Source organism: Candidatus Dependentiae bacterium, from assembly GCA_003511165.1.
Lineage (GTDB): Bacteria > Babelota > Babeliae > Babelales > UBA12411 > UBA12411.
Window position 1 is genome coordinate 14,046 of record DOJW01000003.1, and the last position, 13,470, is coordinate 27,515.

General features: G+C 31.8%; 16 protein-coding genes. 11 read left to right on the top strand and 5 right to left on the bottom strand.

The window, feature by feature from the left end:
- The first annotated feature begins 25 nt into the window (after window positions 1-25).
- The 5 genes from DEA20_01510 to DEA20_01530 all read left to right on the top strand — a co-directional run bounded on the left by DEA20_01510 (window position 26) and on the right by DEA20_01530 (window position 3,941).
- Window positions 26-1,909 carry a hypothetical protein gene (locus tag DEA20_01510; GenBank protein ID HBS47857.1) on the top strand — a complete coding sequence of 628 codons (1,884 nt, stop codon included), beginning with the start codon at window positions 26-28 and terminating at the stop codon, window positions 1,907-1,909.
- Window positions 1,910-1,924: 15 nt separating this feature from the next.
- The gene (locus DEA20_01515) at window positions 1,925-2,719 is read left to right on the top strand and encodes a hypothetical protein (GenBank protein ID HBS47858.1); all 795 of its coding nucleotides are present in this window, start codon (window positions 1,925-1,927) and stop codon (window positions 2,717-2,719) included.
- A 95-nt stretch (window positions 2,720-2,814) separates the two neighbouring features.
- Window positions 2,815-3,012 (top strand): 50S ribosomal protein L28, encoded by a 198-nt coding sequence (gene rpmB, locus DEA20_01520; protein HBS47859.1) that lies wholly within the window; start codon window positions 2,815-2,817, stop codon window positions 3,010-3,012.
- A gap of 36 nt (window positions 3,013-3,048) precedes the next feature.
- Window positions 3,049-3,333 carry a 30S ribosomal protein S20 gene (locus tag DEA20_01525; protein HBS47860.1) on the top strand — a complete coding sequence of 95 codons (285 nt, stop codon included), beginning with the start codon at window positions 3,049-3,051 and terminating at the stop codon, window positions 3,331-3,333.
- A 41-nt stretch (window positions 3,334-3,374) separates the two neighbouring features.
- Window positions 3,375-3,941: a hypothetical protein gene (locus tag DEA20_01530; GenBank protein HBS47861.1), complete on the top strand. Its 567-nt coding sequence runs from the start codon at window positions 3,375-3,377 to the stop codon at window positions 3,939-3,941.
- 68 nt (window positions 3,942-4,009) lie between these two features.
- Here the strand turns inward: DEA20_01530 and DEA20_01535 are convergent, their stop codons facing one another.
- On the bottom strand, window positions 4,010-4,963 hold the full coding sequence (locus DEA20_01535; protein HBS47862.1) for a hypothetical protein: 954 nt from the start codon (window positions 4,961-4,963) through the stop codon (window positions 4,010-4,012).
- An 87-nt stretch (window positions 4,964-5,050) separates the two neighbouring features.
- Between DEA20_01535 and DEA20_01540 the strand changes: the two genes are divergently transcribed.
- Both DEA20_01540 and DEA20_01545 read left to right on the top strand, forming a co-directional pair.
- A complete protein-coding gene (locus tag DEA20_01540) occupies window positions 5,051-5,497 on the top strand; it encodes a D-tyrosyl-tRNA(Tyr) deacylase (protein ID HBS47863.1) in 447 nt (148 codons plus the stop codon).
- A complete protein-coding gene (locus tag DEA20_01545) occupies window positions 5,487-5,975 on the top strand; it encodes an NUDIX hydrolase (GenBank protein HBS47864.1) in 489 nt (162 codons plus the stop codon). The genes DEA20_01540 and DEA20_01545 overlap by 11 nt, the downstream gene beginning before the upstream one ends.
- Here the strand turns inward: DEA20_01545 and DEA20_01550 are convergent.
- Window positions 5,965-6,300, bottom strand: coding sequence for a hypothetical protein (locus DEA20_01550; GenBank protein ID HBS47865.1), 336 nt, complete (start codon window positions 6,298-6,300; stop codon window positions 5,965-5,967). The two genes, DEA20_01545 and DEA20_01550, sit on opposite strands and share 11 nt — an antisense overlap.
- A 213-nt stretch (window positions 6,301-6,513) precedes the next feature.
- Between DEA20_01550 and DEA20_01555 the strand changes: the two genes are divergently transcribed.
- The gene (locus tag DEA20_01555; protein HBS47866.1) at window positions 6,514-7,035 is read left to right on the top strand and encodes a hypothetical protein; all 522 of its coding nucleotides are present in this window, start codon (window positions 6,514-6,516) and stop codon (window positions 7,033-7,035) included.
- Here DEA20_01555 and DEA20_01560 read toward each other — a convergent pair.
- Genes DEA20_01560 through zwf form a run of 3 tightly spaced genes read right to left on the bottom strand, consistent with a single transcriptional unit; the run spans window position 7,025 to window position 9,944 of the window.
- A complete protein-coding gene (locus tag DEA20_01560) occupies window positions 7,025-7,654 on the bottom strand; it encodes a cyclase (protein ID HBS47867.1) in 630 nt (209 codons plus the stop codon). The genes DEA20_01555 and DEA20_01560 overlap by 11 nt on opposite strands.
- Window positions 7,654-8,553 carry a decarboxylating 6-phosphogluconate dehydrogenase gene (gnd, locus tag DEA20_01565; GenBank protein ID HBS47868.1) on the bottom strand — a complete coding sequence of 300 codons (900 nt, stop codon included), beginning with the start codon at window positions 8,551-8,553 and terminating at the stop codon, window positions 7,654-7,656. The genes DEA20_01560 and gnd overlap by 1 nt, the downstream gene beginning before the upstream one ends.
- Window positions 8,550-9,944 (bottom strand): glucose-6-phosphate dehydrogenase, encoded by a 1,395-nt coding sequence (gene zwf / locus DEA20_01570; GenBank protein ID HBS47869.1) that lies wholly within the window; start codon window positions 9,942-9,944, stop codon window positions 8,550-8,552. Before zwf ends, gnd begins: the two co-directional genes overlap by 4 nt.
- A 237-nt stretch (window positions 9,945-10,181) precedes the next feature.
- Between zwf and DEA20_01575 the strand changes: the two genes are divergently transcribed.
- The 3 genes from DEA20_01575 (at window position 10,182) to DEA20_01585 (ending at window position 13,382) form a co-directional block, all read left to right on the top strand.
- On the top strand, window positions 10,182-11,342 hold the full coding sequence (locus tag DEA20_01575) for a hypothetical protein (GenBank protein HBS47870.1): 1,161 nt from the start codon (window positions 10,182-10,184) through the stop codon (window positions 11,340-11,342).
- 1 nt (window position 11,343) lies between these two features.
- A complete protein-coding gene (locus DEA20_01580) occupies window positions 11,344-12,765 on the top strand; it encodes a UDP-N-acetylmuramate--L-alanine ligase (GenBank protein HBS47871.1) in 1,422 nt (473 codons plus the stop codon).
- Window positions 12,766-12,827: 62 nt separating this feature from the next.
- The gene (locus DEA20_01585) at window positions 12,828-13,382 is read left to right on the top strand and encodes a hypothetical protein (protein HBS47872.1); all 555 of its coding nucleotides are present in this window, start codon (window positions 12,828-12,830) and stop codon (window positions 13,380-13,382) included.
- Window positions 13,383-13,470 lie beyond the last annotated feature (88 nt).

A 13,470-nucleotide genomic window follows, 5' to 3' on the forward strand; every position in this document is an offset into this window, starting at 1 on the left:
AGATTTCATGAAGTTTAATTTTGATATGAAAAAGAAGCCTGGTGGAAACAAAAAAAATAATTCTTTTTGGCTAGTTTTAGTTCTTTTAGGCATATTTTTTAGTTATTTGATTTGGTTTAATCAGGTAAACAAAACTATGGAATCGATAGATTATTCCGAGTTTGTTGAGCAGGTAGATAAAGGGAATATCGAATCTGTTTTGATCAAATCAAATCATGTCCAAGGCGCTTTTAAAACTCCTGTTAATTTTAAAAAAGAGGGACAGGTAAAAAAAGTTACCAATTTTGATGTAGTTGTAATACCTAGTGATACTTTATGGGATAAGCTTGTAGATAAAAAAGTACAAGTAAAAGTGTTATCTTCTGAAACGAGTCAGACAGCGGGCTGGGTTTTTCTATTTTTGACTCTTATTTTGCCACTTTTAATTTTTGGATTTTTTATATTTTTCTCAAAGCGAGATAATCAATCTTCTGGTGGCGGTAAAATTTTTAACATTGGCAAAAGTAAAGCTAGATTCTTTTATCCAAATGAAATCAAAATAAAATTTAAGGATGTTGCTGGAGTCGAAGAAGCAAAAGAAGATTTGCGCGATATTGTAGATTTTTTGAAAGAACCTACAAAGTTCAAAAAAATTGGTGCTAAAATTCCTAGAGGAATTCTTTTGACTGGAGCGCCGGGAAATGGAAAAACTATGCTTGCAAAAGCTGTGGCAGGAGAAGCAAATTGTCCATTTTTCAGTGTTAGCGGATCAGATTTTATGGAAGTTTTTGTGGGAGTTGGAGCTTCAAGGGTAAGAGATCTTTTTGCCCAAGCAAGAAAACATGCTCCTTGTATTGTTTTTATAGATGAAATTGATGCTGTTGGTAGACATCGTGGTGTTGGAATTGGCGGCGGAAATGATGAGCGAGAACAAACATTAAACCAGTTATTATCTGAAATGGATGGATTTGCAACGGAGCCTGGTGAAGTTATAGTTTTGGCTGCAACTAACAGATCAGACATTTTGGATAAAGCTTTGATGCGTCCTGGAAGATTCGATAGAAAAGTTGAAGTTCCTTATCCAGATTTGGTAAGCAGAGAACAAATTTTAAAGATTCATGCTAAAAATGTAAAACTTGCCGATGACGTAGATTTTAATAAAATTGCTCGAGGTACTCCTAGATTTAGTGGCGCCGATCTTGCAAATTTAATCAATGAAGCCGCCCTCATCGCTTCAAAACAAAATAAAGAACTTATTGATATGAATGATTTTGAAGTTGCAAGAGATAAGATAATGGTCGGAGCAGAGAGGAAGAGTCTTACTCGAACACAAGAAGAGCTTCTTATGACCGCTTATCATGAAGCCGGTCATGCTTTAGCTATGATTTTAGCTTCCAAATTTCATCCTTTGCATAAAGTTACAATTCTTTCACGAGGCGGCACTTTGGGTGTTACTTGGTATTTGCCAGAGGGGGATGAAACATCTCATTCACAATTGCAATTTATATCCGAAATTAAAGTTTGTTTGGCGGGAAGAATAGCGGAAGAAATTATTTACGGCGTTGAAAATGTAACCTCTGGCGCTGCACAAGATTTAAGAGTTGCTACAAAAATAGCGCGCGATATGGTATGTCTTTTTGGTATGTCAGATCTTGGTCCTGTTGCGATGGTGAAGCAAGATGAATATGGCAAAGAGTATTCAGAAGGAACGGCTCAAAAGATCGATGAGCAAGTTTCAAAAATTATGCATGAGAATTATGAAAAGATGAAGAAGATTCTTATTGATAATAAAAATAAATTGGATAAATTGGCTAAGAGTTTGGTAGAAAAAGAAACTTTGATGGCAAAAGATGTTTATGAAATAGTTGAGGTCGAAATGCCTCAAGATTTAAATAAAAGCTTTGCTAGAGTAGAAGGTCTTGAGTGTTAAGAAAATTTATAGAAAATGAATGATATTTTTTTAAAAAAAGAGTTTGTAGAAGCGTTAAAGCAGATAGTAAGAGAAGCTGGTGACATTCTTTTGACTTTTATTAATAAAAAGCATGTTTATACATACAAAAAAGATGGAAGCTTTGCTACTGAGGTAGATCTTGCATGTGAAACTTTTTTGATAGAAAAATTATCAAATTTGTTGCCACAAGCTTCTTTTGTGGCGGAAGAAACATCGAATTCTTATCGCAGTGGAGAAATTGATTGGGTTTGGGTAATCGATCCGATAGATGGAACTACCAATTTTGCCTACGGATTTCCTCATTTTGCTGTTAATGTAGCATTAACATATAAAATGGAGCCTGTTTTGGGAATTACTTATAATCCTTGTACAAACGAGATGTTTTTTGCTTCTTTGGGACAAGGAGCTTTTTTAAACGATGAAAAAATAATGGTAAAAAATAGGACGGAGATTGAAAAATCTTTAGTTTCTATGGCTGTACCTTGCGAACAAAGAAATTGTTTAGCTTTTCAAGATATTGTAAAAACATTGCAGACAAAGATTTGTTCTTCAATTCGAAAATTTGGATCTGCGAGCTTAGATTTGGCATACGTAGCAGCTGGTAGGCTGGATGCAGCTGTTATTAAGTATGTTTATTGGTGGGATATAGCCGCTGGAATAATTTTAATTAGAGAAGCGGGGGGTGTCATAAGTGAGTTTGATAAAGATACAATCGACATAAATTTTGTTTCTTGTCTTGCTTCCAATAAAACTTTAGCTCCAAAATTCAAAGAATTACTTAAAAACTGAGGTTTTTTCTTAAAAATCGAATTTTGAAAAATTTAATCTTTTTGCTACAATCTAGAGATAACTTTTGAGTATAGGAAAGAAAGGATATAAAAATCATGGCAAATATTTGTGTAATTTGTGACAAGCGTCCGCAGGTTGGTAACTTAGTGAGTCACGCTAAAAATAGAACAAAACGGCTTCTATTTCCCAATGTTCATGTAATCAGATACAGATTTCGTGGACAAAGTAATGTTTTCAGAGGCGCTGTTTGCACAAAATGTGTAAAAGCTGGAAAAGTTGAAAAAGTAGTTTAATTTTAAAGTTTTGAATATTTGGTAAGGGCATTTTAAATGGCAAATATAAAATCTGCTAAGAAAAAAGCAAAACAAAGTTTAGTTCATAGAGTAGTAAATCTATCTAGAAAGTCGGATTTAAAGACATCTTATAGCAAAGTTCTCGATGCAATAGAAGCAAAAGATGTAAATCTTGCAAAAACTTTACTTAAAGAAGTAGAATCTAAAATATCAAGAGCTAGCGGAAAGGGATTGCTTAAAAAAAATACAGCTATAAGAAAAATTAGCCGAGTTGCAAAAAAAGTTGCAGATTTAGCAAAAACCTCCGCAAAAAGCGCTTAACGTTTTAAGTTCGTTTTTGTAAAAAAGGAGAGAGGTTGTCTATGATGAAGTCTGCCAGCCCAGTTTTAATTGTAGATTCTGTTGCAGTTGCTGTTAAATTTTATACCGATAAATTGTCTTTTGATATCGTAAGTATAGGATTATCAAAAGAAGGTCATTCTTTGAATTATGCCGAACTGAAAAAGGGAAAAGCCACTTTGATGTTGCTTACTCCCACCGTTGAAGAGATGGTAGAATTTAGTCAAATAAAACATTTGGCTAATAGATCTTCCGGTGCATATTTTGAAATGAAAAAAGGAATTGAAAAATATTTTGAGCGTTGCAAGACTAAAGGTGTTCAAATCATCGAAGGTCTAAAAGATACTCCTTGGGGGCACAAAGTATTTAAAGTTCGAGATCCATTCGGATTTAAATTAGCATTTGCACAGCCTATGGAAAATTTTAAAGCACCTGCAAATAGCTTCTGTGGGATTTCAATAGATTTAACAAAAGATCTTGAATCAAATTTAGATAGAATGATAGTTCATGTTAGAGGATTTGGTTTATCACGAAGAGCTGCTAAGAAATATGCAAAATCTTGGTTAAAGGCTTTAAAAAAATCTCGCTAAATTTTATCAAAAATAAATAAAAAAGGCGTTGNNCAACGCCTTTTTTATTTATTTTTGTTTTAATATTTTTAATAGCAATCAACTAAGTCTTCTAAAATTCCTGGATATCGTAAATAAGTTCTACCATTTTTTATAATAAGATCATGGTTTTCAATGCTCAAAATTGGAAGTGGAATTTGACGAAGATTTATTTGAAACGCTTCTAATTCAACTGTTAAAAAATGTTCGAAAATGTTTGTTTCTTCGTTTTTATTATAAATGACAATTGAATTATTTGCTCCGTTTAAGGCTGCAATTTTAGAATCAGTCATAACAAATCCAAATAACAGCCAATCGTGATAATTAATTGTTTGTGCGGTATAGCTATTTTCTCGGGTTATTAGGATAGTTATTTCTTTTTTAATTGTGTTACTTATGAGAATAGATTTGTTTGGAGATACAGCAAGAGAACTTGCTATAAAATCAAAAGTTTTTGTGTCATGCGATTCATACCTCGAAGTATGCACATTGAATAGCCAGATTTTTAAGGTTGTTTGATTTTGACTGATTTTTGCGGTTGCAATAGTATTTAAATCTTTTGTGCTTGCAAATATACAATGATTTTCGTTATTAAAACATAAAGTGTATTGATTTTGTTCTGCATTAAATCTCCATATTTTTAAATCTCCAAATTCATTATTTTGGAGTATTTTATCACCTAAAGGTGAAATTTGTAGATCGCTTGTAGTTTGTCCGGTATTGATAGTTTGAAGTGGAGCTGAAAAATTGTCTGAATTATAAATAAAAATTTTATTTTCTTCACCAAGTTTAATTGATGAGCATATTAAAATTTGTTTTCTTGCTGAAAATGCATATTTACCAACTTCAGCAATACTGCCATCTGCTTTTGTAAAATTTATTTTTGCATAAATAGAATAAGGTAAATTTTCTGTAAGGGCTTCATAAGCTGGTGGTGTTGCTTGGATTAAAGAAATACCTAAGGTAAGCTTCATTAAAATTAAGAATTTTTTATTTTTTATCATCACTACTCCTTAAAACATTTAGTTTAAATATTAGATTAAAATTTTGTATAAACTATCAGATTAAGTTTTTTATTTAAAGGAATTTTTATGAAAATAGTTGTTCAAAAAGTTTTATCCGCCTCGGTTGAAGTTGAAGGTAATTTAATTGCAAAAATTGATACAGGTTTATTGGTGTTTGTTGGTTTAAAAAAAGGAGATGATGAAAAGCTTTTTGATTGGTTTATAAATAAAATTAAAAACTTGCGAATATTTGATGATGAAAATGGCTTAATGAACAAAAGTGTAATTGATAATAATTTTGAAATTTTGCTTATTTCACAATTTACTTTGTATGGAGATGCAACTAAAGGAAATAGACCTTCTTTTTTTGAAGCGATGTCATCAGTAGACGCAAAAAATCTTTATGAAAAATTTGTTTTAGATTTCAGCAATTCTTATGACAAAGTTAAAAAGGGTGTTTTTGGAGCTCACATGAAGATATCATTAATAAATGATGGACCTGTTACGATAGTGATTGAAAAAAATGAAAACTAAAATGTGGGGGGATTTAATGAAAGAAGTTTTTGAATTTCATCTTCGAGTTCGAGGTGTGATCTTACAAAATAATAAATTGCTTGTTGCTAGGTCGCGAAATGGTAAATATGTTTTTTTGCCAGGGGGACATGTTGAAGGTAATGAAAGTTTAATTTATGCCCTAAAGAGGGAGTTTCAAGAAGAGGCTAATTTAAAATGTAAAATAAAATCATATCTTGGTTTAATAGAACATGATTATAGTCGAGATAATGTGAAACATTTTGAACTAAACCATATTTTTGAAGTAGATGCAGCTAATTTTCCTCTTTCCAAAGTTGAATCTATGGAGCCACATTTAGAGTTTTTGTGGGTTGAAACTAACAAACTAGAAGAGGTTAATTTACAGCCTTATCCTTTGGTTGAGCTAATAAAAAATTATGCTCAAAACAAATCAAATAATGTTTGGTTTGCGAGTACAGTGAAAAATTTTATTGGTTAGGTTTATCCGTAGCAATTAGTGTGTTATAAATACATGCAAAAAACATAGCAAGTGAATATCCAATAATAAAAATCAAAAAGATATAAAAAAACAATTTAATTATTAGTGAATAATTGAAAGCTATTCCCCAATATTGATATTTAGAGCTATCAAAAATATCAAAAACCATACCGAGCATTGGATACCCATTTGAGTTTACCTCGATTAGTTGGATTTTTGGTTGTACTTGTGGAGTTGTAAGCCAGTTAAAAAAATCCATACAAAATCTTAGAGGAATAGCTGTTATTCCTATGCTAAAAGCAAATTTAGTTATATTCAATGACATTTTTACTCCTTTTGTGTTTATTAAAATTACAGATTTTGAATATATATAGATTCTTTTTTATTAAGAAATAGATTTGAAGAAAATTATTTTTATCCTAGATAAACCTTGTATTAAAACAGAAGTGTAAAATTTTTAAGAAGTATTTATTTTGCGTATAAATTTCAATTAGAATATAAATACATTAAAGTATGATAAATTTAAATGGGGGTTTAAATGAAATTATTTTTGAAAATGGTTTTGTTAGGATTTTTTATTTTTTTTGATTTAAATGCTTTTAAAGTTGTTTTAAAAGATGGAAAAATTTTTGATTTGCCTGATGTTAAAGCTTTTGATTTTTCTTCTTCTTTTGGCATGAAAAAGGAATTTCAATTTTCAGAAATATCAATAGAACAGTGGAATTTATTTTTTAGATTTTTAACAATTTTTAATGATACTTGGAAAGTAGACGAAACTAGGACGGATGTTTATGTTACAAAGCTTTTTACTCCATCATTTATTGAAGATCGAAAAAAAAGAATGATAGACGAAATTAAAAGGCAATCTCTTGAGAAAAGATTATTACCTAAGCTTTTTAATGAAATAAAAGTAGGAGATTTATTTTTGAGTGAAATATTTGTAACTCGACAAGTTTGCGATATTTTGATGAAAAAATACGGATTTGAAAGGTTTGTAGAGTTAAAGGAAGTTGTACGTTTTTATTTAAGAGAAGATTATAAAATGGATTTTATAAATTAATTTCCATTAAAATTGTTCTTGCGGGTGAACTTTCAATATTTTCTATTAAAAGTGGTAAACATGTAAAAATATATTTTCCGCTTTTCACTTCTTTTAATCTTAAACCTTCTATGATTAAAATATTTTTTTCGAGCAAAATTTTGTGAGTTTCATGTCCGGGTTGGTTTCTCTCAATTCCTAAATAATCAATTCCAACCGCTTTTACTTTTTTTTCTGTCAGAAATTGTGCACCATCAGTACTTAGATAAATGAAATTTGGATCAAACGTTTCAAATGCAGCTTTATTGCTATTTTTTGTTTTTAGTAAAATTATTTCATCTTTTTTTATCTCAAATTTTTCCAAATCTTGTGCTGTTATCTTTTCGTTTATGTGCGATAAATCTAAAACATTTGCTGGCCCGATTAGCGACGAAAGTGGAATTTTGTCTAAAGTTGTACCGTGTTGCAAATAATGTGCGGGAGAGTCGACATGCGTTCCGCTGTGGGAACCTATTGTGATTAGGCTTTCTCGAAAATAATCTTTTTCAAATGTTTTGGTTGGTATGATTTTGATTTCTTTTTTAGTTTTGTATTGAGTTGTTTGCTCACTTATTGGCCAACTGATATCTATTATTTTCATTATTTATCCTGTTTTTTAACTTCATGTCCGCCAAATTTATTTCGAAGCATAGCGACAACTTTAGTTGCATAATTTCCGCCAGATTTTCTTGACCATTCTCGAATATCAAGTGATTTTTTGATCAGGTCTAGTGGAATATTTTGTTTTTCAGCTTCTTGCTCTGTCCAGCGACCGGTTAGATTTTCGCCAATTTCACCACTAATATTTTTTAGTTCTTGGTCTTCTTTGAAAATTTCTACTGACAAATTTAAAATCCATGATCGGATAATTGAACCATGATTCCAAACAGATGCTATTTTTTCTAAATCTAAATTTTTGTAATGACCATTTTTTAATAAATTAAAACCTTCTCCATAAGCTTGCAAAAGTGCGTATTCGATTCCATTGTGTACCATTTTCACATAATGTCCTGCGCCTGCAGGTCCAATATGTTCGTAACCATTTTTTGCTGTTATTGCTTGAAATATGGGTTTTAACTTTTCAAAAATATTTTGATCGCCGCCGACCATGAGTGAAAAACCGTTTTCTCTGCCGTGTAAACCGCCGGAAGTTCCGCAATCAACGAAATTAATTTGATGTTTTTTTAGAAAGTTATAACGACGAATTGAGTCTTCAAAGTTGCTGTTTCCGCCGTCGATGATTATTGAATCTTTTTTTAAATGAGGTAGTAATTTTTCAATTGTTTCGTCGACAATTTTACCAGCAGGAACCATTAACCAAATGATATCTACTTTTTGAGATATTGCTTCTATTTTTGATGAAAATTCTATTTTTAGTTCGGCAGCAATATTTTTCGCATTTTCGGATGGGTCAAATGCCAAAATATTAATATTTGCTTTTTGTAGTCGGTAAGCGATAGCGCTTCCCATTCTTCCTAAACCAATTAATCCAATTTTCATGATCTCCACCTTACAATTTTATTTGGTTCTAATTTTTCAATTTCTTTTGGACCAGAGCTTTCTTTTTCATAAAAATATAATTTTTCTGATAATTTTTTAATCTCTTGAACAATTCTCCAGGATTCTTCGATTTCATCTTCTTGCAAAAAGAAAGATTGATCACCTGACATCACATCTGAAAGTAAAATTTCATAAGCTTGAAAGCTATTAGGACCGAAAAGGCATTCATGACAAAAGTCCATTTTTACAGGAATTACTTCATTAGTTCCAGGAACTTTTGAGTTTAATTCAAGGAAAAATCCTGCATCAGGTTGTATTTTGATTGTTAAATAGTTGGAATCGGAAGGACAGCATTTACTCAGTAAGCATTTTACCATTTTGAAGCGAATGTGAATTGCAGATTCTTTATTACTTAAAAACTTTCCTGTTTTGAGATAGAAGGGAACATTTTTCCATCTTTTGTTGTTAATGTGCAGAGCGATAGCTGCGAATGTTTCTGTGGCTGAATCTGGATTTACGCCATCTTCTGATCTGTAACCAAGGTATTGTCCCAAAATAGTGGAATATGGTTTTATCTTTTTTAATACTTTTATTTTGGCATTGTGTATGAATTTTCCGCTTAGTTGCTTTGGTGTTTCCATAGCGATTAAACTTAAAACTTGTAGCATATGGCTTTGCATCATATCATTTATTGCGCCACAAGAATCGTAGAATTTTCCACGATTTTCTATACCGAGTTTTTCATTTATAATTATTTGGATCGAATCTATATTTTTATTATTCCATAACGGTTCAAATACGCGATTGGTAAATCTGACTAAAGATATGTTTCCAACTAATTCTTTGCCTAGGTAGTGATCTATTCGAAAAACTTGATCTTTTTTGAAGGTTTTCAAAATTGTTTTATTAATTTTTTTTGCAGATTCTAAGTCATAGCCAAATGGTTTTTCGTAAACTACCCGCGTCCAACCTTTGCAAGAATCGTTTTTTTTGGGTTTTATGATGCAACACTTTGATAAATTTTGAGTTATTATTTCAAAATGTTCGGGCATAGTTGCAAGATAAAAAAGTCTGTTTTGTGGTAATTTGTGTTTATTTTCTACCTTTTCAATAAGTTCTTTAAGGTGTGAAAATTCTTGTTCATTGTAAAAATTTACCGATTTGTAATAAAAAACCGATTTTAGCTTATTCCAGCAGTCTTTATCGATATTTTTAATGAACTTTTCAGCTTGTGCAAGAATCTCTTCTGAAGTTGTTTGCGAAAGTGCAGCGCCAACGATCGCAAAATTATCTATTTTTTTGTTCTTTATCAGGTTGTAGATAGCCGGAATCAGCTTTCTCTTGGTAAGATCACCTGTTGCTCCAAGTATTATAAATATGCAAGAATTCATGAAGGTCCTTTAAATTTTATTTGTAAATTTTTAGGCGTAAATTTTTTATTTTTATGTATAGCTTTTATATTTCAATTAATTAAGCAATTAATAATTTGCTTGAACTTTAAATTTATTTTACCTTATTTTTATATTTGATTTTGCAAATAAATAGCTTATAAAGCTAAATTATGAAATTAATTTTTGTAGGTAAAATTTTAGTATATCGTTCACTTTTAAAATATAAAGAAGAAAACTATGTTGGAAGTTAAATTTTCTGGAATAAAAAGAATGGAATTGTTAGCTCAACAAACACCAGGAGTGTTATCTTTATCTCAAGGTAGTTTGAAAGTTGGGGGAATTCCTACTGATATCAAGACTCATACACAATCTCTTTTGAATTCAGACAAAACTGACTATTACGTAAGCACTTATGGTATTACTCCACTTAGAGAGAAAATAGCAGAAGTTCTTTCCTTGCAGCACAATGTGAATATTTCTATGGATCAGATTTTGGTTTCTCATGGAAGTAGTTCTGCCGTCGCAGCTTTGATGCTTATGCTTCTTAACGCAGATGATGAAGTTTTACTTCCTGAACCAACATATCCAGCATATGCAAATTTAGCTCGCGTTTCTAAAGCAAATCCCAAATTTGTTTCTTGCTTTCTCAAAGAATCAACATCTTTTGGTGAAGTAAAGTGGGAATTTGATGTTGAAAAATTTAAGTCAGCAGTAACACCAAAGACAAAAATGGTTGTTATTGCAAATCCTTGCAACCCAACAGGAATTATTTTGCCCGAGAAAGTTGTTAAGGAATTAGTAAATTTTTGCGAAAGCCGCGGAATTTACCTCTTAATTGATGAAGTTTATGATGATTTCATTTTTGAAAACGAACCTTTTTATTCCGTAACACCTTTTGTTGCAGATCATTCATTTATCATTCGAACTGGTTCATTCTCCAAAAATTTTGCTTTAAGCGGTTGGAGAGTCGGGTATATGGTTGTTCCTAAACATCTTCTTAATGCAGCTTGCGCTATTCAAGATTCTCTTTTGGTTTGCGCATCATCTATCGCACAATATGCAGCTTTGTATGCGATGAATCACCCAGAACTTACAAAACCAATGCAAGAAATAGTTTATAACAATTTACTTTATGCAAATGCAGTTTTGAAACCTCTTGTTGATAAAGGTTTGGTAGCTTATCAATCTCCAAAATCGGCATATTATATTTTTCTTAAAACTAAAGAAGAAGAAACTACCAATTTATGTTTAGATATTTTGCAAAAAGCTAAAGTAACCGTTGTCCCTGGAAGTGTTTTCGGGCCTACAGGTTCACCTTTTATTCGAATTTGCTATGCAAGAGAGCCTCACATTTTACGAGAAGCGATGGACCGATTTGTAAATTATTTTGGAATATAAAATGTTTAAGCAAAAACATGTCCATTTCATAGGAATTGGCGGAATAGGAATGAGTGGAATTGCAGAAATTTTAAACCTGCAAGGATACAAAGTTTCTGGATGTGATTTATCGTCAAAAGATTCTAAGGTTTTGGACCATTTAAAATATTTGGGATGCGAAGTTTTTGATCAGCACTCAGCGGATCATTTGCAAGATGTCGATGTTGTTGTTTACTCATCTGCTGTTCGCAAAGATAATCCTGAAATAGTTGGCGCCATAGAGCAGGGTATTCCTGTAATACCACGAGCTCTTATGCTTGCAGAGCTTATGCGTGCTAAAAATGGAATTACGATTTCCGGAGCGCATGGTAAAACAACTACAACATCTTTGATTTCTCACATCTTGATCGAAGTTGGCCAATCTCCAACGGTGGTTGTAGGTGGAATTCTTAAAAATATTTCTAACAATGCGTTGATTGGAAAAAGTAATTTACTGATTGCAGAAGCAGATGAAAGCGATCGGTCTTTTTTGTATCTTAATCCAACCTATGCGATAGTAACAAACATTGATGCTGAACATCTTGATACTTATAAAGATTTGGACGATATTAAAAATACATTTAAAAGTTTCCTTTCAAAATTACCTTTTTATGGTCGTGCGATAGTTTGTATTGATGATGCTTCTGTTCGTTCAATTTTACCACTTAATCACGTTCCAACAATCAAATATGGTTTGTCCACGGATGCGGATGTTATGGGTGAAATTTTAGAAATTGCACCAAATTATTCACGCTTCAATGTTTATTTGCAAAATCCATCAAAACTTCGACACCATTCTTTTAATGTAGAAGGTAATCAGTCCATCAAGCTTGGCGAGGTTTTATTAAATATTCCTGGTAAATATAATGTTTTAAACGCGCTTGCAGCTATTTCACTTTGTTTAGAATTTAAAATTCCTTTTGAGCAGATTGAAAAATCTATCGAAAGTTTTAAGGGAGTTGAAAGACGTTTTGAATTTAAAGGAACATTTAACGGTGCAGAGCTTTACGATGACTACGGACATCATCCTACAGAGATTAAGAATGCTCTTACCGTTGCAAGACTTAAGAAAAAAAATAAACTTGTAGCAATTTTCCAGCCACATCGTTTTAGTCGAACATTTAAACTGTGGGATGATTTTGTAGAGACATTTTCAGGTAGCGGAATCGATGTTTTGTACATAACAGATATATATCCAGCAAGCGAAGATCCTATAGACGGAGTAACTAGCGAACGTTTAGCCAAAGCAATAGCTCAAAAAGATCCGCTAATCAAAATCATTTATTTTCCAACATATGATGAAATTGAAGCAGATGTTAGAAATGTTTTGCAACCCGATGATTTGCTTTTGACCATTGGCGCAGGAAAAGTTAATAAGATTGCAGAACATTTAGCTAAGAGTTAAAATATATTCTGATTTTAGCTAATAAAAACGACTTTAATATAGTTTATAAAGAAAGGCATTTTGTGAAAAAAATAATTATTTTAGTGGTAACATTATTTATTGCAAGCGGAAATTTTGTTAATGCGGGAAGATCTGCGAATGAGCAAGAAAGGCTCGAAGTGATTGAGTTTAGGAAAGTTTTCCATTTTACAGGCGAAAGTTTCAACAGCCATTTTGTATTAAAAATTTGTGAAAAATTTGATTTAAAAAATTTTTCACAAGAGTTGGAACATTACGATATGAATAATATTGAATCACTTGCTCATATATCTAGTGAGTTAACCCGGCTTGATGAAGAGATGTGCGAATCTTTAGCAGACATGCTGAATATTACAGAAGAAAAAGGTCGCAAGTGGTTTGCTTCACATTGGGCTACAGATGATGCTGTTGGCAGTGGTAGTAGAACAGGTTTTGCAATTTTCATTGTGGTTGGTTATATGAAAGGTTCGCCACTTGAGCAGGATTTTAGTAGCATTGAATCCTGGATATCAGAACTGAAATGCAAGATAGAAAAACAAATTTCTAAATTAGAGCAGGCTAGACAAGCTGTTGAACCGGGAGATTGTTATTCCATATAAGAATATATTTAATTAAATATTAAATGCGAATTCTGATTTGCTGTCACATATGAAGAGATTGAAGCGGATGTTCGAAATGTTTTGCAGC